This is a genomic window from Mycobacterium gordonae (genome assembly GCF_002101675.1).
GTDB classification, from domain to species: domain Bacteria; phylum Actinomycetota; class Actinomycetes; order Mycobacteriales; family Mycobacteriaceae; genus Mycobacterium; species Mycobacterium gordonae.
The window spans coordinates 23,970-46,003 of the sequence record NZ_LQOY01000257.1 but is presented as its reverse complement, the minus strand read 5'-3'; the positions used below and the strand labels follow the sequence as shown (position 1 = coordinate 46,003).

Genomic DNA, 22,034 nt, shown 5'->3' with positions numbered 1-22,034 from the left:
GAGCAACCGCCCTGGGCCGGGCTGCGTCAGTGTCCTGCCGCCGCGGGTTCGGTGCTGACCAACTCCGTGAGGCCGCACATGGAGAGGATGGACATCAGAAGCGGATGAGCGATGAGGTGGATGTGCTCGGCGTGGGTGAACAACGCGTTGATCGCGGCGCTGTCCAGATACTCGACAGCACTGAGGTCAACCGTCAGCTTTCGGCCGCCGCTTGCCACCTCGTCGGTGGCCGCGCTCAGTGCCCGGTCGAAAGCGTCGATGTTGCTCAGATCAATTTCGCCCACCGCCAGCAGCACAGGTGCGCCATCCTTGCCGTGGGCAGTGTCCAAGGTGAGCGACGTGGGCATCAGATGATCCTCGCGGATAGGTGGACCGTTGTCCCGGCGGTGTCGGAATCGATCGTGACGTCGTGCATGAGCGCGCGCATGAGCTTGATGCCGCGCCCCCGCCGGGGGTAGGAGTCCGGGTCGGGAATCTTCCAGGAGCCGGTGTCGGTGATGGTCAGTTGCACGTGGTCGTTCAGTGCCGTCGCACCGAGTGTCACGGTGCCACCGGGTCTGTGGCGATGGCCGTGCTCGATGGCATTGGCCACGGCTTCCCCGGCGGCCAGCAGTACCTTCGCCGCCTGATCCTCACCCAGGCGCGCGCGTGACAACCAGTCGCGCAACGCCGAGCGCGACGCCGCCAGGTTCTCCGGGTCGGCAAGGAACGTCATCTCCAGCGGCGCGGGATGGCGATAGAGCATCAACACCACGTCGTCCTGATAGCCGTCACTGGGGGCCAGACCGGCCATGATCTGTGTTGCCAGACCGTCGAGTTCGCTGGTACGGCCGTCCTGGATGAACGCGGCGGCGCGCGATATGCCGTGCTCTATCGGTATGCGGCGACGTTCGACCAGCCCGTCGGTGTAGAGGGCCAGGGTGGCGCGCGCCGGCATGGTCGCGTGGGCCTCGCTGCGCGGCCACCCCGGCCGCATTCCCAGTGCAATGGTGCGCCCTTCGTCGAGCCTTCTTATCGTTCCGTCGGCGTCGACGACAATGGGCGGGGGGTGGCCGGCGCTGGAATACACCAATTCGCCGGTGTCGGGATTGAGTACCACGCAGACGGCGGTGGTACAGGCTGCCCCTGGCAATCGCGCGGCGAACCGGTCCATCCCGGCGAGGACGGCGCTGGGGCTGGAGTTGTCGAAAAGCAGTGCGCGGCAAGCGCTACGCACCTGGCCCATCACCGTGGCGGCGGCCAGGCCATGGCCGACGCAGTCGCCGACGATCAGCGCGATGCGGCCGTCGTCCAGGTCCACGATGTCGTACCAGTCCCCGCCCACCTGCAGCGGCGGACTGGCGGCCTGATACCTGACCGCGAAGCCGTGCGGCAACTCGGCGGGTCCAAGAATGGCGTGTTGCAGCGCCAGCGCCGTTTCGCGCTGCTGGTCGACCTGGTGCACCCGCTGCAGACCTTGGCCGAGGCGGCCCGCCAGCACCGTCAGCAAGGTCTGGTCTTCGAGGGTGAACAGTCGTTGTTCGGACAGGTCGATCCATACGACGAGCACACCCTCGGGGTGCTGCAGGGCGATGCCTGCCGTCCCCGGCGTCGCGGTGTTGGTCGTGAGCAGGTCACCGTCACGCAATGAGGCGAGCCGCTCGCGCACCTCCGGCGGCAGGTCCGCCCACTGCGTCGCCTCACCGACGGAGACCACCAGCGGTTCGCCGTAGGCGACCGACTTGGTGGCATCGCTGCGAGCCGGAAAGGTGACCGCCAGCACGCGACGCGCCCGCCACAACCGACGCAGTTCCTCAGCCGCGGTGTGCACCGCTTCATCGACCGTATCCGCTTGTGCCAGTTCTTGATTGAGCGCGTGCTCGCGTCCCGCGGCCAGCGCCAGGGCGATCGCCGCGTGCCGGGCGAAGTCGCTGACCAGTTCGAGGTAGTCACTGCCGAACGCCGGCTGCTGCGGGCCACGCGCGACAGCGATCACGCCAAGCACCGTCTCGTCGGCGATGAGCGGTATGACGATGGCCGAGCGTTCACCGACATCGGTGAAACCCTCGATCGGATACTGGAAGGAATCGGTGATCAGCGGCAGACCACGGCGCGCGACTCCACCGGTGGTGGAGGCGTCCATCGGCACTTGCTGGCCGACGACCTGCGAGGCGTAGCGGCCCGCGGTCGCGGCCACGACGAGCGTATTGACTTCAAGGGCCGGAAGGTCGGGCTCGCCGGGCACCAGCAGGATGGCCTGCTCGGCATCGGCCAACTCCAGCGCCCGGTTGACGATCAGCTGCAGCGGCCCCGTCTGCGGGTCACCCGACAGCAGCGCGGTGGTGATTTCGCGGCTCGCGTTGGTCCACCTCGCCGTTTCACGCTCTCTCTCGAAGAGCCGCGCGTTGTCGATGGCCGCGGCCGCGGCCGTAGCCAATGCCCGCACCGCGCCCTCTTGAGAATCAGAGAACACCCGGCCGGGCCGGTCGTCGGCGAGGTACAGGTTGCCGAAATCGGCGGCTCGCACGGTGATCGGGATCGCCAGCAGCGCCCGGATCGGCGGGTCGTCGGCCTGAAGGGCCGTGGACTGCGGATAGGCGCTCAAATCATCCACTCGCAAACCGTCGCCCACCTGCAGACCACCCAGCCGCTGCGATGTGGTGTCGCTGATGCCCTCGTAGATGAAGGAGGACAGAGAACCGTCGTTCGCCCGTAGGCCCACAGATCCGTACCTGGCGCCGGTGAGCTGCATCGCGCCACTGACGATGCGATGCAGCGTCCGGTCCAAGTCAAGATCGGACCCGATTTCGACGATGACCCGCACCAGTTGCTGAAGCTGGTCGCGAGCCGCCACCAACTCGTCAAGCTGTTCGTGGATGCGGCTCACTGCCTTGCGCCTGCCCTACCAGGTGATTCTTGTTCACCCCGGTCATTGTTCATCAGTTCGTGCCTAGTCGTCGGGAGTCTCACTGCCTGCAGCGCCCGAATGCCGCACGTTCAATCACAGCACCCGCAATCCCTACCCACCAACACCGGTCCGCAAACTCGGCGGCGGCTGAACCGGGCGTGAAGGCTACGTTGATCTGGACCAGCGCTGCACCCGAAGGATGGCGCATTGCACATGTTGAATCGCCAACCACTCGGGAGCATCGATCTGGCGGACCGGGACAAGGTGCTGTTCTGCGTCCCGACACCGCGAATCTCCGCGGACGGCACGGTCACCGAGATCGACCGGTCGGCCCGGTAGGTAGCGATCAGGCCGAGGCAAACACTGGGCCACGACCGGTCCGTGCTGGCACGGTAGGGATTCGCGCGGGTGTGGCTGAGTGGCTAGGCAGCGGCCTGCAAAGCCGTACACACGGGTTCGAATCCCGTCACTCGCTCCGCGAGCCTGTTGGGTGAGCAGACGCAAAAGCACCGTGGAGCGCATGCTCCGACGGGCTTTTGCGTCTGCTCGGCGGGAAACGTCAGCCGCGGTACTGCGCGACTCGGGCCGCGTAGTCATCGAGCAACCGCAGCGACTCGTCGCGCGGTTTGGTCGGCAACAGCAGACCAAGCTGGCCGAAGCCCAAATCCTCTGCAGCGCGCCAGTATTCGAGGTTGTTGGGGGTGCCGAACATCGCCAGCGGGACCTCGTGGCCGGCGCCGCTACGCAACTGCTTGACGCGTCGGGTGACTTCCTCGATCGGGAACGGATTGGAGATCCAGCCCGCCTGGTGCCGGATCACCCGCTTCATCGTGGCATCGGAGTTGCCGCCGATGTAGATGGGCGGATGCGGCTTTTGCACCGGCTTGGGCCGGATGTAGGACGGCGGGAAGTCCACGTATTTGCCGTGATACTCGGCGGGTTCGTCGGTCCACAGCGCCTTGATCGCCTCGATGCGTTCGTCGAGCAGCGCGCCGCGGGTCTTCGGATCGGTGCCGTGGTCGCGCATTTCCTCGAGGTTCCACCCGGCGCCCACGCCGAACACGAACCGCCCACCCGAGATCAGGTCGATGCTGGCGGCCTCCTTGGCCGTGATGATCGGGTCACGCTGGATGAGCAGCGCGATTCCGGTGAAAAGCTCGATCGTCGACGTCACGGCCGCGGCCGCGGCCAGCGTGACGAACGGGTCCAGAGTCCGGTAGTAGATCTTCGGCAACTCCCCGCCGAGCGGGTAGGCCGATTCGCGGCTGGCCGGGATGTGGGTGTGCTCGGCGATCACCAACGACTCGAATCCGCGCTCTTCGATCGCCCGCGCCAACGACACCGTGTCGATGCTGTCGTCGTTGACGAAAGTGGAGATCCCGAACTTCATCGTGCTACCCCTGTCGGTCGGCGCGCATCACCTGTCAACGACCTTAAGCTGTGTCCGGCCAGAGAGGAGCTTTCGTCCATGACTCGGCAGCCCCGAACATCCGCAGCGTTCTCCGCGGCCGGACGCGTACTCAGCAGGCCGGCCATGCGCCCGTTCACCCGCACCTTCAGCAACCTGCACGCCGCGATGTACCGATGGACCGGGGGCAGGGCACAGAACCGCAAGTACCCGACCATGCTGCTGACCGTCACCGGGCGCCGGACCGGCAAGCCGCAGACGGTTCCGCTGATCTACGTCAAAGACGCCGAGCGGCTCGTTATCGCCGCCGCCTACGCCGGCAGCGACACCGACCCGGCCTGGTGGCTCAATCTGCAGGCAAATCCGCGCGCGGTGGCGCAGGTGGGCGATGAACGATTCGACGTCGAGGCGCAACTCGCCCCGTCGGATCGACGCCCGCAGTTGTGGCAGCGTCTGGTCGAGATGTATCCGTACTTCACCGAATATCAGCAGCGCACGAGCCGGCAGATCCCCGTGGTGATGCTGCGGCGCATGGCGCACAGTGATCAGACGTGATCCACCAGCCGGTCGAGCATCCGCGCGGTCCGCTCCAACGGATTGGTGGACCGTGCGGCCAGACAAAGAATGACGGCGCCCTCGACGGCGGCCACGATGGTGGTGGCCAACGATTCCGCTTCGTCGATCGCGACTCCCTCGTCGCGCAGCCGTTCGGCAAGCACGTGCTGCCAGGCCGCGAAGACTTCACCGGCGGCGTCGGCGGCCGCGGGTGACTCGGTTCGCCCGAGTGCGGCAGCGACGACGGGGCACCCGGCGGCGTAGTCGCTGGAGCGCAACGTCTCCTTCCACGACTCGACGAACGCCGCAAGCGACGCCCGCACGTCCAAGCCGGGCGTCGCGCCCGCCAGCGTCGAATCGATGAGCCGACCCGCCGTGCGGGTCGCCTCGGTCATCAATTCCGATTTGCCGCCCGGGAAGTTCACGTAGACCGACCGCCGGGCGGTGCCGCTGTGCTCGAGCAGTTCGGCCAAGCCGGTACCCGCCACCCCGTGCCGTCGCAGCATTTCGATGGCGCTGTCGATCAGGCGCTCACGGGCGGTCATCGGCTCCTCCATCGGTTCATCGCTTGCAGTATACCGATTGGTCTACTATGGTTGAGTAGACCAATCGGTATACTGCGGAGGGCGCCATGACCAACGTGAACGACAAGACCTTGCAGAAGTTCCGGCGGGAACGCGCTCTGGGACGCTACGTGCTCAATCCGGCGGTGAGGGGCCTGAGCAGACTGGGCCTGCGGACCGCGCTGGCCACCGAACTCGAGACCGTCGGGCGCAAGACGGGCCAACTGCGTCGAGTCCCGGTGTCCGTGCAATTCGATGACGGTGGGGCGTGGCTGATCTGTCAGCACGGCACCCGCTCCGGTTGGGGCCGCAACATCGTCGACAACCCGAATGTTCGTGTGCGTCAGGGCAATCGATGGCGCACCGGGGTCGCGGCGTTGCGGCCCGACGACGACGTGGTCGCGCGGGGCCGCCAGTTCGGTCGACTGGGAGCCACCGTGGTGAAGGCGTTGGAGACGGCGCCGGTGTCGGTGCGCATCGACTTCACCGACTGACGGCGGCTAAGTATGCGGAGCCACCAGGAACTTCTCTCCAGTCGCCCGCTTGATGTATTCGTTGAACGCATCGGGCGCGAGCATGCCGGCCAGTGACACCTCGCGGGTGTAATTGCTGGCGAAGGTCGTGCCCAGTTCGGCTGCCACCCTTGCGCGTAGCCGCGCGAAGGTTTCGCCGCCCGCCTTCTGCAGGAACGGGGTGAGCAGCCACCCTCCCACCCCCCACGCCATCCCGAAGTTCCGGGTGAGCACGGTAGGGCCGGTGTCGAGTGCGCCGTAGATGTACACCTGCTTGTGCACGCTGGAGCCGTAGCGCGAGTACTGCGCAGCGGTCGCGTTGATCGCCTCCTCCATACCGTTGAGGATCTGGCTGGCCAGCGTGCCCCCACCCGTGGCGTCGAAAGCCAGGGTCGCCGACGTCGCTTTGAGGGCCGCTACCAGGTCGGCTCCGAATGACGGCGACGACGAGTTGCAGACATGTTCCGCCCCAACAGATCTCAGCAATTCCTCCTGCTCGGGCTTGCGGACGATATTGACCAGCGGAATCTCGTCGCGCTGGCAGAGCTTGACCAGCATCTGACCCAGGTTCGACGCCGCGGCCGTGTGGACGAGGGCCGAATGTCCTTCCCGGCGCATGGTTTCGATCATGCCCAGTGCCGTCATCGGATTGACGAAGGACGACGCGCCGTCTCTGGCGGCGGTCCCCTCCGGCAACACCAGACAGGCTGACGCGTCGACCGCTCGGTATTGCGAGTACATCGCGCCACCGACGATCGCCACCGTTTTCCCGACGAGCGCCTGGGCGGCTTCCGACGAGCCGGCCGCGACGACCGTGCCGGCACCCTCGTTACCCACGGGCAGTGACTGGTCGAGTCGCGCGGCCAGCCCCTTCAACGAGGACTGCCCGATGGGGGCGGTGACGACGGGACGTTCGGGTGTCCCCGCGACGGTCGCCTCGGACATGTCCGCGGTTGCCACGAGGAGACCCAGGTCTGAGGGATTGATCGGTGCGGCTTCCACCCGCACCAACACTTCGTTGTGCCCGGGCACCGGGACGGCGACCTCATGCAGCGAAAGTTCAAGGTTGCCAGCCGAAGTTACCAGTGAACGCAGTTCCAGTGCGGTATCGGGCAAAGCTGCGGCCATGGCGGGGCCTCGTTCCTGTGTCGCGACGGATGCTCAGACCATCAAATCCCCACGGGCACCTGACGACAAGCCGCCAACGACAATAGGAGTCCCACCCCGCCCGAATTCAGGCGGATGGAACTCCTACCGGTGTGGTGCTGCGATCAGTCGACGACGTTCTCCGCGTGGAAAGCGGGCGCGCTGTACACGGCCTCGGCCTCGCAGAACAGGATTTCGTGGGCCATCGGGAGCGTCTCCTCTAGTAGTTGTGATTGAAACTGTCGGAGGCGCTTGCCATCCTTCGACATGAAGTCTGCCGCTTCTTGAGTAACGAGACATCCCCCGAATGGCCGTCAATGCGGCGGATTGGTATGTCCACCGTGCAGTGGACAGCGTTGTCCCCCCATCAGGGGACACGGAGCCCGCATGGGTTCGGGTCAGCGTCGAGGTTAACCTGGCAGCACCCACACGAGAGATAGGTGTCGCGTCTTGGCCATTCGGCGACCTGACGGTACCTGATGCCGAAGTCCACGGGCGAACGCCACGACATGGGATTTGACGAGCAGCGTCTGCCATTGACCCGGAGTCAGCTGGACATTTGGCTCGCGCAGGAAACCGGCGGCTCGGGAATTCCATGGCAGGCGAGCTTTTTCGCGGTTATCGACGGTGCCGTCGAGCCGACCCTGATCGAACGCGCGGTCCACCAAGCCATAGCCGACTGCGAACCGCTCAGGGCCGTCATTGTCGAGGCGAAAGGGCAGGTCTATCAGAAGGTTGTCGACTACCCGGACGTGGCGGTCCCCTTCCGCGATGTGAGCGGCTCAGCGGACCCGGTCGCGGAAACCTACCGGCTCGCCGCCGTGATACAGCGCGAGCCGATGTCATGGGCCGGGCCGTTATTCCGATTCGCGTTGTTTCGCACCGGCCCGAATCAATCTTTCTTGCTCTTCTGTCTGCACCACATCGTTGTCGACGGATTCAGTTCGGTGCTGTTGGTCAGCCGCATTGCCACCGTCTACTCCGCCCTCGTCGCCGGCGCACCGGTTCCGAAATCCTCCTTCGGCACGCTGCAAGACCTGGTCAGCATCGAATCGGAGTACGAAGCGTCCAGCGGCTGTCGGGAGGACCGGGAATTCTGGGATGGGAACCTTCCGCCACACCACGATTCGGTGGAATACCGGACCGCGGATGCCGCCGGTGGGCACGATTACTACGTCGCCTCGCAGCCGACAGAACTCGACCCCGTCGTCGTGCGCGAAATCGACGGGCTGGCCGGGGCGCTGGGCATCAGGCGATCATCGGTCATCGCGGCGGCATGTGGACTTCTCGTGCAGAGCTGGGACGGCAGCGGCCCGCAGGTAATACTCGACTTCCCGGTAGCCAGACGCACCAGTGCGAGATTGAAGACGATCCCGGGGATGGTGGCCGGGGTCGTTCCACTGACGTTGACGACACCACCCGGGTCGTCCGTCGCCGATCTCTGCCGGCACGCGGATTCGCAGATACGCGAAATCGTGCAGCATCAATGGTTTCCGGTGCAAACCTTGAGTGGGCCTTACCGGGGAGTCGCGCTGAACTTCTTTCCGCCGACGAGCGTGCCGCATTTCGGTGCTGCACCGGCTTCGCTCGTATACACCAACTTCGGCCGTGGGGATCGGTTCGGTCTGTTCTTCATGAATGAAGGGCAACGGCTGTTGGTCACCACCGCCGGTGTCGGGGCGCCGTCGAACGATTTCGCGGGTGCCGCCCTGGCCGGCCGGCTGGCAGGGCTTCTGACACGCATGGCGGCCGATCCGGGGCGCCGGCTGTCGTCAGTCAATCTGCTGGACCGGCGGGCGGACCGCGCAATCGAGACGTGGAGCAACCGCGCCGTGTTGGCACGCCCCGTCGCTGGCGGCCCATCGATTCCAGAAATGTTTGCGGCCCAAGTAAGCAGGACACCGGAAGCCGTCGCCGTGACGTCCGCTGACGGCGTGTTGACCTACCGGCAACTCGACACCGCGAGCAACCGGCTGGCGTCGGTTCTGGCCGGACGCGGCATCGGACCCGGTGATGTGGTGGCGTTGCTGCTGCCCCGCAGCGGCCGGGCCATCGTCGCGATCCTCGCCGTCCTGAAAGCGGGAGCTGCCTACCTGCCCCTCGACCCAGACCACCCGAGAGCCCGCGTCAGCCTCCTGCTGGAGGACACCGGACCGGTGGTCGTGCTGACCACCGCCGGGCTGACTCATCTTCTGGATCGCCACGACGTGCCGGTCATCGACGTCGACGATCCGGCCATCGCGGCTCGGCACGACACTGCTCTGCCGGCACCGGCCTCCGACGAAATCGCCTATCTGCTCTACACTTCCGGCACCACCGGAACGCCCAAGGGCGTGGCGATCCCGCATCTGAATATCGTGCAGCTCGCGATGGCGCCGACCCCGCTCAGCGACCGGGCAGAGTCGGCGGTGACGCAGTGCCATTCCTACGCTTTCGATTTCTCCGTGTGGGAGATCTGGAGCACACTGTTGCACGGCGGACGACTGGTGGTGGTGGGCGAGGAAGTCACCTGCTCCCCCAACGAGTTCCACGCCTTGCTCGTGGCAGAGCACGTCACGGCGCTGACCCAGACGCCCTCGGCCGTTGCGGCGTTGCCGACCGAAGGGTTGACCGGTACGGCGCTGGTTGTCGGTGGCGAAGTCTGCACCGCCGAGGTAGTGGACCGCTGGGCCCCCGGGCGGGTGATGGTGAACGCCTACGGCCCTACCGAATGCACCGTCTGCGTGTCGGTCAGCGCACCGCTGACCGCCGGGTCAGGGGTGGCGCCGATCGGGCGACCACTGCCGGCGACGGCAATTTTCGTGTTGGACCGCTGGTTGCGGCAGGTGCCGGTGGGCGTCGTCGGGGAACTCTACGTCGCCGGAAGCCAAGTGGGAGTTGGGTATTGGCGTCGACCGGGATTAACCGCGTCGCGCTTCGTGGCGTGCCCGTTCGCTGGGGCCGCGGCGCCGGGAAGCCGTATGTACCGCACCGGAGACCTGGCCTGTTGGGGTCCTGATGGACAGCTGCAGTACCAGGGTCGCTCCGATGAGCAGGTGAAGATTCGCGGCTACCGCATCGAGCCGGCCGAGATCACCGCGGCGCTGGTTCGGTCGACGGGTGTGGAGCACGCCGTCGTCATCGCCCGCGAAGACAGTCCGGGCGTGAAACGCCTGGTGGCCTATATCACCGGCGAGGCCGAACCCGACGCGGTCCGCGCCGGACTCCGGGACCATCTACCCGATTACATGCTTCCGGCGGCCGTGATGGCGCTCAGCAAGTTGCCGCTGACCGTCAACGGCAAACTCGACGTCGCCGCCCTGCCCGTTCCCGAATACACCACCGCCGGGTACCGGGCGCCGGCAACGCCGGTAGAGGAAATCGTCGCCGGGATCTTTGCGCGGGTCCTCGGCCTGGAGCGCGTCGGTGCCGACCAGTCGTTCTTCGACCTCGGCGGCGACTCATTGCTGGCGATGCGTGTGGTCGCGGCGGTCAACACCGCCCTGGCCGCGGACGTGTCCGTGCGGGTGTTGTTCGACGCCCCGACCGTCGCCCAGTTGACGCCGCACGTCAACACGGGAACCGCTGCGCCGATATCGCTTGCGCAGGTTGAGCGGCCGAAAACCGTCCCCTTATCCCTTGCCCAACAACGCATGTGGAGTGTCATCCAAGCGCAGGGGCCGTCTGCGGTGTTCAACATACCCTGGGTTTTCGAGTTGCGGGGCCAATTCGATACGCAGGCACTGGCACTGGCTTTGACCGATCTGGTGCATCGCCACGAGCCGTTGCGAACCATCTACCCAGCCGTCGACGGCGTACCGCACCAGATGGTCCTGCCGGTGGAAGAGACCGAATTGCGCTGGGAGGTCACCGATGCCACCAGCTGGACGCCGGACCGGATCATCGAAGCCGTTGCCTCGCAAGCCCGCCACCAATTCGACGTCGCTGCCGAGCTGCCCCTGTCGGCCCGGCTTTACCGACGGTCCGATGACGAACACGTGCTGGCTCTCGTGCTGCACCACATCGCGGTCGACGGCTGGTCACTGGCCCCGCTGGCCGCCGATCTCAGCGTGGCCTACCGCAGCAGAAGGGCCGGGCAGGCGCCGCTCTGGGAGCCGTTGCCGATCCAGTACATCGACTACGCGCTGTGGCAACGTGCACATCTAGGTGATCCGGCGGACGACGACAGCGTGATCGCCGCCGAACTTCGGTACTGGGAACAGACGCTCGCGGACATGCCCGCACCCTCCGCGTTGTCCCTGGCCGACGCCGGCCCCACTTCGTATGACAACCATGGCGATACGGCGGTCGTACAGTGGCCCGCGACGTTGCACCGCCAGGTGAACCGGCTGGCGCGTGAGCACCATGCCACCAGCTTCATGGTCGTTCAAGCGGGGTTGACCGTGCTGCTCTCACAACTGGCCGCCAGCAGCGACGTTGTCGTGGGCATTGCCGTCGCCGGGCGCCGCCACCCGATGCTCGACGACCTGGTCGGCATCTTCGTCAACACCGTGTTGCTACGCGTCGAGTTGGCCGACGACATGGACTTCGCACGTGTGTTGGATCAGGTGCGGCACCACAGCTTGCAAGCATTCGACCACCAGGACATGCCTTACGGGATGCTCGTCGACCGGATCAACGCCGCCCGTTCGTTCCCGCCGGGGCCGTTGACGCAGGTCATGCTGGCGTGGCAGAACAACAAACCCGCGGAGCTGATACTCGGCGATTTGGACATCACCCCGATTTCCGCACACACCGGGACCGCGCGGATGAACTTTCTGTTGTCCCTGGCCGAGCACTTCACGGATACCGGCGAAGCCGCCGGAATCAGTGGGGTCGTTGAATACCGTACTTCGGTCTTCTCGCCCGCAGCCGTGGAACTCATCGTTCAACGCCTGCAGAAGCTGTTGACGGTGGTGATTGACGACCCGCGGCGACCGCTGCCGTCAATCGTCGAACTCGACCAGCTGCCGTCGTTGTGACCGCGGCGGTCAGTTCGCCGGCGCGGCCCCCTCGGGCGGAATCGCTCCGCCGCAGCCGCCGGGTGGCGGCGGACCGGGCATCGGCTCGTCGCCACTGACGCAGTCGTAGTAGAACTGCGGACCGACCATCCAGGTCTTCATCCACTGGTGCCAGTACGACCCGTCGGGGTACTTCTCGCCGTCGCATACCGCCAAATTGCCCCAACCCCACCGGCCGCCGGGACAGAAGCCTTTAGTCATGTCCGGCTGGTGCGGGTCAGGCGGATCAGCGCTGGCAACCGCCGTAGGAAAGGCAAGTGCCGCAGCGCAACCCAGTATCGCAGCGGCGCGGCGAGTGAGCTGGTTTGTCATTTCGACTCCTTGAGACGGTGAATCAATACAGCCGAATCCAAGCGGTGATCGATACTTGTGGATGATCCGCGGCAATGGCGCATAGGTGAGCGGACCTCCTGAGTGGCCTGACCCCGATCGGTTGATCTTTGGCATATGAGAGTCTTGCAGGCCACGACCTGCGCGGGAAGGCTCAAAATGATCCTGACGTGCCGGCGTGGCGCAGCACACCGGCCACAGGGCACCTCCGTCTTCCCGATTATGCTGTGCCCGAACGTAAGTCAGCCGGTCGGCGCCGCCAAGGACACCACCGTGACCGCGTTGTCGCCGGTACCGCCGTTGCTGACATGAGCGCTGCCGGCGGCGCCGACCGCCACCCTTACGGCGAATCGCCGGACCAGCACGGTGGCGATGACGGTGTTGTAGGCGGCGCGGGTGGGGTCGGCGTCGACCATCCCGCGCGTCAATCCGGTCAGGCGCTGAACGGGAAGGGCCGGCCCGTGAGAGCCGACCCCACGGCGACCGCGCCGATACCGATCCCGAAGACACCGAACATCGCGTTGGTTGCGGGAATGAGTTGCATGTACTGGTTGAAGCCGCCAAGGTCACCGGCCACCAGATGATCGACGCCAGTGGCGAAGTAGTGCAGATCCGACGTCACGAAGTACCCGGGTCCCGCGATCAAAATGGGTGACACCAGCCGTCCGATTTCGATCGCATTGACCACGGCGGCGGGAGCGCCGTGGCTGATCGCCGCGTCCGACAGTGAATCACCGAGCTGATAGATGCTCGAGGTGATGACGGGATCGATCTGATCGTTGATGACGGTGCTCACCAATCGATCCAGGTTGTCCAGGGGCCCGCTGATGGCGGGAGCGAGCTGCGGAGGCACCGGAATGCCGGCGGGCAGGGCCGGCGGTGTGACCGCGATCGGCAACGAAAAACCCTCAGGGATAACGCTGTCCGGTAGTTGCGGCAGTCCCAGATCAAACAGGGCAGCATTGACGCCCTGTTCGGTGCCGCGGGCGAAATCGGCCGTCACGGCGAACGGATCGAGATGTGTGGGAAACAGGCCCGCCGGCGTATGCACGTCCGCGTAACCGGTGCGGTCATAGCCCATCTCCACGATCACCCGCAGGTTCGGTTGCACGAGATCGAGCACAGGTTCGGGCACGACCCCGCGCAATGGCTGCAGCAGCGGCAGATCCTCGGTGGGAATCAGGACGTAGGTGATGTCGGTGGCACCGGGAGATACCGGCGAAACGATGCCTGCGGCGATTTGCGCGGCCGTCAACTCCTGGTAGGTCCCGTGCGAATAGAAGATGCCCAGAATCGCATTGGCGGAGGACACGACGTTGAGTGGATACTGGGGAAAGTCGGCCCAGCCGTCGTATTGGCGGGTGTAGACAGTCGTCGGATAAATGGTGTCCGGTGTGGCGCCGGAAAAAGTCAATCCGAGAGGCTGAAGGTACACGTCGGGAAACCGGGCCAGGATGCCGCCGTTGGGGTTGTTGGGATTACCCAGCAACACGAACGACAACTGATCCGGGCCCGGACGCATGTCCGCAGGCAGGCTTGCCAGGTGCCGCATTTCCATGGTGGCCACCGAGGCGCTCTGCGAGAAGCCGAGTACGACGGCGTCTCGTCCCGCCGCGTATTCGGCCATGATTGCGCCATGCAGGATGGACGCCCCGCGGGCCACCGATTCGTCGAAGGTCAGGCTGGGAATCCCGCTGAACGGCTGGAACTGTTCGGGTGTGGTCAAGCCGAACGGGGCCGCGCCGGGGAAGAAGGGCCGGACGTAGAGGTTGTAGACCTGGCGGAGGTAATGGCCTGAGGGCCTGGGGTTTCCGGTGGGTCCCATGATGAGGGCCGTGGACGCGTTGAGCGTCAGGGCCGGCGCCGCCGCGGGCTCGGCGGCGGACGCGGCTGCGCCGCCTGCCAGCAGCGACGCACCCGCAGCCTCGGCGTTCGCGTACGCCTGCGCCGCGGACTCGAGGACCCCGACCACCCGGTCGTGGAATGCGGCCACTTGGGTGCCGAGCGCTTGATAGTCGCGGGCGAATGCACCGAACGTGGCGGCTACTGCCCGAGAGACCTCGTCGGCCGCCGCGGCGGCGATCTGGGTGGTCGGCAGCACCGCCTGCGCATTGGCCGAACCGATCGTCGCACCGATCCGGCTCAATTCGGTCGCCGCCGAGGCCATCGCGTCCAGCTCGGCAACCACAACCGACATTGACGCCACTCCTGCCATCCCGTGTGCGCCCCAGAAGCGCTGCCCAGCGGTGGATGCTATCGCGTTGCGTCAGTTCTTGTCGGACCACCGGAAAACGGCAAGACAGGCGATCAACCCGCCGATACTCCATCCCGTCAAGACGAAGAACGTCTGCCAGTGCTCCCAACTGCCGGCCGGTTCGAATACGACCATGTTCTGCGGCAACAGCACCGACCGGAAGCCCTGAGCCATCCATTTCACCGGGAACAGGGAGCCCAGCGTCAACATCCACGCCGGTAACACCATCAGCGGCACATAGGTTCCGGACACGAACTGCAAGCCGACCGCTGGGCCGTTGGTCAGGACGGCCGCCGAGACCGCATTGCTGGCGAAGTTGCTGATGAAGATGCCCAGTAGCGAGCAGCTGACGATGCCCAGCACAAACACCCAGGTCAGCGTGAACCAGCCGAAAACGGTTGCCGGTAACCGCAATTTGAAGATCAGCACTCCGACCGAAAGCAGCACCACGGCCTCGGCGAGACTGGCGACGGTAACCAGAAGGATCTTGCCGATGAAATACGACGACGCGGTTGTCGGCGTCCCGCGAAGCCGCCGCAAGGCGCCGGTGTCACGGTCGGCTGCGATGCTGATACCCAGGTTGATGAAGGATGTCGAGAGGATGCCGTAGGCCAGCATGCTCGCGGCTATCACGGCGCCGGTGCTGGTATCGCTATCCGGCAGCTTCGCGGAGAAGATCGATCCCAGCAGGATGCAGATGACAGCCGGCATCGAAAACGTCAGCGCCACCTGCTCGGGCCGGCGGTAGAACATCTTGAGTTCGGGGATCACCCGCGACAGTCCGATGCACAGCGACGAAGGCAGCGCCGAATCCGGCTCAGCGGCGCGGTGTTTGATCGGTCGGGTGCTTCTTGCCTGGTCGATGGACATCATGCGTGGCCGATCAGCTGCAGATACGCGTCTTCCAGCGTTGGCCGGGTGACGGTCAGTTGAGTCAATTCCGCTCCGTCGCGGGACCGCTGTCTGATCAGCTCGGTCGGATGATCGGTCTCCTCCACGTGGACCTGGTCGCCCTCCAGCCACCGGACCGTCGCCGCCGCGTTCACGTAGCCGGTCAACTTGGCCGGCGAATCGACTGCGACCACTCGTCCCGCGGCGATGACGGCCACGCGGTCGGCCAGGGTGGCGGCTTCGTCCAGGTAATGGGTGGTGAGCACGATGGTCGTGCCGTCGTCGGCCAACAGCCTGATCAGGTCCCAAAACTGCCGTCTGGCTTCCGGGTCGAACCCGGTCGTCGGTTCGTCGAGGAAGAGCAGTTCGGGCATGGCGATGATGCCGAGCGCGACGTCGAGCCGACGGCGTTGGCCGCCGGAAAGCGTCCGCACCTTCGAACCCGACACCGAACCGAGCCCGACGAGTTCGAGCACTTCATCGGGAACCCGGTATCTGCCATAGCATTTCGCGAACATCTGGATGGTTTCGGACACGGTCAGCATGCCGAAGTCGCTGGCCTCCTGCAGCACGATGCCGATCCTGGCGCGCCAGGACCTGCCGGCGGTTCCGGGATCTGCGCCCAGCACCCGTACGTCACCGGCATCGCGTTTGCGGTGGCCCTCGAGAATTTCGATGGTGGTCGACTTGCCCGCGCCGTTGGGTCCCAGAATGGCGAATATCTCGCCGTATCCGACATCGAGGTCCAGTTCCCGTACCGCCTGAATCCGTCCGTAGGCCTTGGACAAACCGCGGACGCGCACCGCGGACGGCTGATCGGTGGCGGTGCCCGGAGCCGAACTCACGACGATGCCCCTCCGGCGTGCCGCTCGCCTTCTTCGAGTTCGGCCAGTAGCTGCCGCAGTTCGGCTTCGGACAGCTGTTCGAGGAGTCGCTCGACGTCGTCGTCAGCGACTGCCGGTTCCGATGTCTGATCCCCGGGCGCCGCGGCGTCGGCACCGGGCAGCGCCAGCTCCGCAAGTATCCGGGCGGCCAGCGAGTTGACAGTCACGCCTCTGAGTAGTTCGAGCACCGGCAGGTCGATTACGAACATCGAATTGAGCCGCACCCGAAAGTCCATGGCCATCATCGAGTCCAGGCCGATGTCGTTGAGGGTGTCGTCAAGACCGATGTCGCCGACGCCGAGATCGAATACCGCAGCAGCTATCTGACGAACATGGCCCGCGACGGCGTCGAGCCGGTCGGAGTCAGGAATAGCCGACAGGAACTCGAGTACCGACGATTGAGAATCCACCGGATCAGGCCCAGTCTCGGCCGTACCCAGCTCCGAGAACATCCGCGGGAGCTCCGCGCCGATCCCGGCGGTGCGGGCCCGCCTCCAGTCGGCGCTGATGGCAACGACGTTGGGGGTCTGCTGATTGATCAGCCGGTCGAGTATGCGGGTGCCCGCCGCGGGCGTGATGAGCTCGATTCCACGCTGTGCGTACACTTTTTCCAGCTTGAGTTCCTCCACCATGCCCACCGACCAGGGGCCCCATCCGATGGTGAGCGCGGGCAGCCCGTGGGCCTGCCGATAGTGCGCGAAGGCATCGAGGAACGCGTTGCCGGCGGCATAGTTGCCCTGCCCGGGCGAGGCGATGACCGAACCGGCCGAGCCGAACATCACGAAGAATTCCAGGTCGCAGCCTCGGAAAGCGTTGTGCAGCAACCGGGTACCGGTGATTTTCGGAGCCAGCACCGTGGCGAAATCGGCTTCACTCATGTTCACCAGGAGTTGATCGTCAACTGACCCGGCGGCGTGGATGACGCCGCGGACCGGTCGGCCGCCGGCCCGGATGTGATTGCGCAGCCACGCCTGGACCTGGTCGGCGTCGGTGATGTCGACACTGGCGGTGATCACCTGCGCACCGAAGCGTTCGATCGTCTGAATGGTGTCGACGGTGGCGTAGTGCGCGCTGTTCCGGGCCAGTGCCGGCCACCCCTCCCGCGACGGGACCTCGGTTCGGCTCAGCAATGCGATGTGCCGCGCGCCGCGCTCGGCGAGGTAGGTGGCCACGATCCGGCCGAGGGCGCCGCCCCCACCGGTGACCACATAGGTGGCATCGCTGGTGAGTTTGGTGGGGAATGGTCTGGTCAGGCCGCCGCACAGGCGAAGCCGGGGCACATAGCTGGTCTCGCCCCGTATCGCCACCTGGTCCTCGGGGTCGTCGGCGAGGAGGTGCTCACAGATTCGCGCGGCATTCTGCGCTGGGGCGTCGGCGTCGTCGATGTCGAGCAGCCCGCCCCACTGATTGGCGAATTCCTGGTGCCCGATGACACGGCCGAGCCCCCAGACCGGGGCCTGGTCGACGGCAAGCGTGCTCGTTCCGGGTGCCGGTTGCGCGTTGCCGGTGATCAAATACAAGCGTGGGCGGACAGTGTCGTGCTCAGCGAGCGCCTTGACGAGGCGCAGGATGGCAAAAAGTCCTGCCTGGCAGTCGGTTTCGGAGCCGTCGGCGATATCCAGCGGCCAGCAGTTGACCACCCCGGCGAAGTCGTCTGCACGTTGCACATATGCTGCCAGCAATTGGCGTAGCTGTGCGGGGTGCTCAGGATCGACCGCGTACCCTCCGTCGACTTCGGTCAGTGCCGCGCCGGACCGGCGCTCGACGGCATGCACCCGCTGGCCACGGCTGCGCAGCTGTTCCACAACCTCGGCGCCGACGCCGGCGTTGTCGACGAGGACGAGCCAGCCGCGTTCGTGGGCCGCGTTCTCCTGATTGTGCCCGGTGTCCTCGTGCCCGGTGTCCTCGATCGCTTCCCATTGAATCTCGTAGAGCCCCTTGTCGATACGCTCGGGTGACAGGCGAGACGAGGCGCTGAGGGATTCGACGGTGAAACCGGTGAAGACGGCAAGCGGCTGCCCCGAGCCGTCGGTGATCGTGATGTCGCTTTCGATCAGCTCCCTGGTGGCCGACACGACGCTCACGTGAGCGGTCATGTTTTCCCGCGGAGAACCGTAGATGACGCTGCGGCGGATGCGGGTGGGAAGGTAGGGGCTCTGGTCGGCGTCCTGCCCGAGGATGTTCGCGCCGAACAGCGTTTGGAACGCGCCGTCGATGAGCGCGGGGTGGAATCCATATCGGTCGAGTTCGGCGGTGATCGGCGCCGGAATGGAGATCGCGGCGGTGGCCCAGCCATCACCGCATGTCAGTTTCGTGACGGTCTGAAACGCCTCCCCGTATGCGAAGCCGACGGCGCGGGTGCGGTCGTAGAACTCCTCGCCGCTGAGCGTGGTGACTAGTTCGCCGTCTTGCGCGGTGTCAGTGCGGCCGGGCCCGGATGTCCTTGGGCGAGTGTTCAATTCCGCGGTGGCCGTGATCGCCCACTGCAGTTCCCCATCGCGGGTCGCGGTGAATGCGGCGAATTCCAGGGTTCCGGTGTCCTGGTTGAGCGTGGTGCGCAGCACCGGATCGCAGGTTTCGTCGAGGATGAGGGCGCGTTTGAGTACGAGGTTGTCGACACAGTGGTTCGATGATCCGTAACTGGTTTGCGCTGCCGCCAGCGCCATTTCGACGAACGCCGCCCCGGGCACGACCGTGCTGCCCTGCACCTGATGGTCGGCGAGGAAGGGCGCCATGGCGGTGCTCAACTCGACTTCCCAGGTGGGGTGCACCGCACTCACCGGTTGCCCCAGCAGGGGGTGGATCGGGTTGTAGTGCAGGTCCTCCACGGCCTCCTGGGTCTCGTTCCAGAAGCGTTTGGATTGCCACGGGTAGCCGGGCAGCTTGAGCAGTCGCGCTCCCCCGCCGGGATAGAGCGCCCCCCACGCGATCCGGTGGCCGTGACAGTGCAGTGCGCCGACGCAATTCATCAGCGTGCGCGCATCGTCGTCGTCGCGACGCTGGGCGGCGATGACAACGACATCGGTCTTGCGGTCTGTGTTCTGGCTGCCGGCGATCTCGACGAGCGACGACGCCAGAACGGGGTGCGGGCCCAACTCGACGAAGTGCGTGTATCCGTCTTCCAGCATACGACGGACCGCGGGCTCGAAAAGTACTGTGGCACGGGTGTTCTGCCACCAGTAGGCGGCACCGGCGGTGTAGCGTTCCAACAGTTCACCGGTGACCGTGGAGTACAGCGGGATGGTTGCGTTATCCGAGGACAGCCCCTGCAGAGCGCTGCGGAGGTCGTCTTTCACCGCGTCCATGTAATGGGTGTGGTAGGGCACCTGGACGTTGAGGAACCTATTGAAGGCCTTCGCGTCGTCGAGCTGGGCGGCGATGTCGTCCAGCACGTCACTGTCGCCGGCGATGGTCACCGCCGACGGGCTGTTGATGGCAGCGATGGAGACCCGCCGCCCGATCTCGTCGCGCGCTTTGTCGTCGAGCGTGTGCACCAGCACGTCGGCGCCGAGGCCGACGGCGAGCATGCGACCGAGTCCAGTGGTGCGTTGCTGAAGGCGACTGCGGTGATAGATCACCTGGACGGCGTCCTCGAAGGTCAGCACACCGGCGAGGTGATGTGCGGCCACCTCACCGGCACTGTGTCCGATCACCGCGTCGGGTTTGATCCCCCACTGCCCGAGTTGTGCCGCAAGTGCCACCTGGATCGCGAAGTTGGCCGGCTGCGCTATCGCGGTCTGCGCCATCCGGGATCGGGACTCGTCGGCCAGAAGTTCATCGATCAACGACCAGTCCGTGTAGCGGGACAACTCGCGATCGCTTCGCACGATGCTCTCGGTGAAGGCCGGATAGACATCGAGCAGCCCCCGGCACATCTTCCACCACTGCGGGCCCATGCCGGTGCACACGAAGGCCAGTTTCGGCGTGGTCGGCTGGATGCGTTGCACGGCAATCTGCCCGCCATCGGCCAGTGCTTGCAGTTGATCTCGCGCGTCCGCGACGCTGTCGGCAACGAGGGCACGCCGATAGTTCAGATGCGAGCGGCGTCGGCCCAGCGTGTAACCGAGATCTCGCAGCGTCAGATCGGGATGGGCGCGCAGGTGCTGCGCCAGGTTCTGCGCGGTCGCCAGCAGGGCGTCCTCGTTGCGCGCCGAGATGGGCAGCACCGCCAGCGGGGGACGTCCAGACGGCACGGACGCTCCGGTGCCGGACGGCGGTTCGGCGAGCACAACGTGCGCGTTGGTGCCGCCGAAGCCGAAAGAGTTGACCCCCGCCAGGCGCGGTTTGCCGGCGGGAAACTGCCGACCGGTTCGCGGAATGTCGATGTTCAGTTCCGCCAGCGGAATGCGCCCGCTGGGGTTCTTCAAATGCAGGTTCGCTGGGATGTAGCCGTGCTTGAGCACCAGGGCCGTCTTGATCAGTCCGGCGACACCGGCGCCGGCCTCGAGATGACCGATGTTGGTCTTGACCGATCCGATCAGCAGAGGACTCGTCGCGGGCCGGTCCGCGGCGAGCGCGCTGGCCAGGGCCTGCATTTCGACCGGGTCGCCGACCGGGGTGCCGGTGCCGTGCGCCTCCACGTACCCGATCTCGTCGGGGCGCACGCCGGCACGCTGCAGGGCTGTGGTGATCGCGGCCTGTTGCGCTGCCTCGCTGGGGACGGTGATGCTGTCGGTGTGGCCGTCCTGCGACACCGCAGTGCCCAGGATCTGCGCGTATATCTCGTCCCCGGCCCGGAGCGCCTGATCGAGTGGCTTGATGACGACGACGGCGCCGCCTTCTCCTCGCGCGTAACCGTCAGCGGACTCGTCGAATGCCTTGCACCGCCCGTCGGGGCTGAGGAACCCACTCTTGGATTCGGCGATGGCCGTGTTGGGGCCGACCATGATGTTGACGCCGCCGGCCAGCGCCAGATGACATTCGCCATTCCAGATGCTCTGCGCCGCAAGGTGTACCGCCACCAGTGAGCTTGAGCATGCCGTATCGACCGTCATGCTCGGACCGCGGAAGTCGAAGGTGAACGAGATCCGGTTGGCCAGCATCGTCATCATCATTCCGGTGGCGGAATGGGTCTTGAAGCGGTAGCGACTGGTGCGGCCCTGGTTCTGCAGCAGCTGGTAGTCAAGAGTGAAGCCGCCGATGAACACGCCGACGTCGGTGCCGGCCAAGTCGTCTGCCGGGATACCGCCGTCTTCCAACGCCTCCCACGTGGTCTGCAGCATCAACCGTTGCTGCGGGTCGAGCAGGTTCGCCTCGCGCGGGGAGATGCCGAAGAACTGGGGGTCGAATTTGTCGATCTCGGGGAGGAACCCGCCGCGGCGGGTGACCATCTTGCCGACCTTGGCCGGGTTCGGGTCGTGGTATTTGTCGGCGTTCCAGCGTGTCTCGGGGACGACGCAGGTCGCGTCGGTGCCGCTGCACAGCAGAGTCCAGAACTCTTGTGGGGTGTCGGCGCCGCCTGGAAAGCGACACCCGATTCCGACTACCGCCAAGGGTTCTCGAGTGCCTTGCTCGGCGCGCATGTTCATCCTTTCTGACCGACAGACCGATCGCGACTATCGCTTGATCGCTGCCGGGAGGTTGCCTGGTGATCCGCCGAGGCTG

The 22,034-nt window shown here is 65.8% G+C and carries 16 protein-coding genes and 1 tRNA gene; 5 read left to right on the top strand and 12 right to left on the bottom strand.

Annotation, left to right across the window (positions count from 1 at the left end; all coding sequences use genetic code 11):
• Positions 1 to 26 precede the first annotated feature (26 nt).
• Both AWC08_RS34210 and AWC08_RS34205 read right to left on the bottom strand, forming a co-directional pair.
• A complete protein-coding gene (locus AWC08_RS34210; RefSeq protein WP_065132919.1) occupies positions 27 to 347 on the bottom strand; it encodes an STAS domain-containing protein in 321 nt (106 codons plus the stop codon).
• Positions 347 to 2,857: a SpoIIE family protein phosphatase gene (locus tag AWC08_RS34205; RefSeq protein ID WP_083271188.1), complete on the bottom strand. Its 2,511-nt coding sequence runs from the start codon at positions 2,855 to 2,857 to the stop codon at positions 347 to 349. The genes AWC08_RS34210 and AWC08_RS34205 overlap by 1 nt, the downstream gene beginning before the upstream one ends.
• 243 nt (positions 2,858 to 3,100) lie before the next feature.
• Here AWC08_RS34205 and AWC08_RS39335 point away from each other — a divergent pair, with 243 nt between their 5' ends.
• Both AWC08_RS39335 and AWC08_RS34200 read left to right on the top strand, forming a co-directional pair.
• Positions 3,101 to 3,226 carry a hypothetical protein gene (locus AWC08_RS39335; RefSeq protein WP_269456603.1) on the top strand — a complete coding sequence of 42 codons (126 nt, stop codon included), beginning with the start codon at positions 3,101 to 3,103 and terminating at the stop codon, positions 3,224 to 3,226.
• Positions 3,227 to 3,291: 65 nt separating this feature from the next.
• Positions 3,292 to 3,362: transfer RNA gene (locus AWC08_RS34200), tRNA-Cys, on the top strand.
• 84 nt (positions 3,363 to 3,446) lie between these two features.
• Here AWC08_RS34200 and AWC08_RS34195 read toward each other — a convergent pair.
• A complete protein-coding gene (locus AWC08_RS34195) occupies positions 3,447 to 4,277 on the bottom strand; it encodes an LLM class F420-dependent oxidoreductase (RefSeq protein ID WP_069433966.1) in 831 nt (276 codons plus the stop codon).
• Positions 4,278 to 4,355: 78 nt separating this feature from the next.
• Between AWC08_RS34195 and AWC08_RS34190 the strand changes: the two genes are divergently transcribed.
• Positions 4,356 to 4,850 (top strand): nitroreductase family deazaflavin-dependent oxidoreductase, encoded by a 495-nt coding sequence (locus AWC08_RS34190; RefSeq protein ID WP_083271187.1) that lies wholly within the window; start codon positions 4,356 to 4,358, stop codon positions 4,848 to 4,850.
• Here AWC08_RS34190 and AWC08_RS34185 read toward each other — a convergent pair.
• Positions 4,841 to 5,395, bottom strand: a complete 555-nt coding sequence (locus AWC08_RS34185; protein WP_065132953.1) for a TetR/AcrR family transcriptional regulator — start codon at positions 5,393 to 5,395, stop codon at positions 4,841 to 4,843. The two genes, AWC08_RS34190 and AWC08_RS34185, sit on opposite strands and share 10 nt — an antisense overlap.
• A gap of 95 nt (positions 5,396 to 5,490) precedes the next feature.
• Here AWC08_RS34185 and AWC08_RS34180 point away from each other — a divergent pair, with 95 nt between their 5' ends.
• The gene (locus tag AWC08_RS34180; RefSeq protein WP_174900804.1) at positions 5,491 to 5,907 is read left to right on the top strand and encodes a nitroreductase/quinone reductase family protein; all 417 of its coding nucleotides are present in this window, start codon (positions 5,491 to 5,493) and stop codon (positions 5,905 to 5,907) included.
• A gap of 6 nt (positions 5,908 to 5,913) precedes the next feature.
• Here the strand turns inward: AWC08_RS34180 and AWC08_RS34175 are convergent, their stop codons facing one another.
• Both AWC08_RS34175 and AWC08_RS36930 read right to left on the bottom strand, forming a co-directional pair.
• A complete protein-coding gene (locus tag AWC08_RS34175; RefSeq protein WP_069433969.1) occupies positions 5,914 to 7,053 on the bottom strand; it encodes a zinc-binding dehydrogenase in 1,140 nt (379 codons plus the stop codon).
• Positions 7,054 to 7,196: 143 nt separating this feature from the next.
• Positions 7,197 to 7,340: a hypothetical protein gene (locus AWC08_RS36930; protein WP_156781132.1), complete on the bottom strand. Its 144-nt coding sequence runs from the start codon at positions 7,338 to 7,340 to the stop codon at positions 7,197 to 7,199.
• A 210-nt stretch (positions 7,341 to 7,550) separates the two neighbouring features.
• Here AWC08_RS36930 and AWC08_RS34170 point away from each other — a divergent pair, with 210 nt between their 5' ends.
• Positions 7,551 to 12,032, top strand: a complete 4,482-nt coding sequence (locus AWC08_RS34170) for a non-ribosomal peptide synthetase (protein ID WP_069433970.1) — start codon at positions 7,551 to 7,553, stop codon at positions 12,030 to 12,032.
• A gap of 9 nt (positions 12,033 to 12,041) precedes the next feature.
• Here the strand turns inward: AWC08_RS34170 and AWC08_RS34165 are convergent, their stop codons facing one another.
• The 6 genes from AWC08_RS34165 to AWC08_RS34145 form a co-directional block, all read right to left on the bottom strand.
• Positions 12,042 to 12,383, bottom strand: coding sequence for a hypothetical protein (locus tag AWC08_RS34165; RefSeq protein ID WP_065132926.1), 342 nt, complete (start codon positions 12,381 to 12,383; stop codon positions 12,042 to 12,044).
• 260 nt (positions 12,384 to 12,643) lie between these two features.
• Positions 12,644 to 12,817 (bottom strand): hypothetical protein, encoded by a 174-nt coding sequence (locus AWC08_RS36925; RefSeq protein WP_156803089.1) that lies wholly within the window; start codon positions 12,815 to 12,817, stop codon positions 12,644 to 12,646.
• A gap of 17 nt (positions 12,818 to 12,834) precedes the next feature.
• Complete coding sequence (locus tag AWC08_RS34160) at positions 12,835 to 14,598, bottom strand: PE family protein (protein WP_069433971.1); 1,764 nt, start codon at positions 14,596 to 14,598, stop codon at positions 12,835 to 12,837.
• 69 nt (positions 14,599 to 14,667) lie between these two features.
• Positions 14,668 to 15,525, bottom strand: a complete 858-nt coding sequence (locus tag AWC08_RS34155) for an ABC transporter permease (RefSeq protein ID WP_069433972.1) — start codon at positions 15,523 to 15,525, stop codon at positions 14,668 to 14,670.
• Positions 15,525 to 16,391: an ABC transporter ATP-binding protein gene (locus AWC08_RS34150; protein WP_065132929.1), complete on the bottom strand. Its 867-nt coding sequence runs from the start codon at positions 16,389 to 16,391 to the stop codon at positions 15,525 to 15,527. Before AWC08_RS34150 ends, AWC08_RS34155 begins: the two co-directional genes overlap by 1 nt.
• Positions 16,388 to 21,952, bottom strand: a complete 5,565-nt coding sequence (locus AWC08_RS34145) for a type I polyketide synthase (protein WP_069433973.1) — start codon at positions 21,950 to 21,952, stop codon at positions 16,388 to 16,390. The genes AWC08_RS34150 and AWC08_RS34145 overlap by 4 nt, the downstream gene beginning before the upstream one ends.
• Between the last annotated feature and the right edge of the window lie 82 nt (positions 21,953 to 22,034).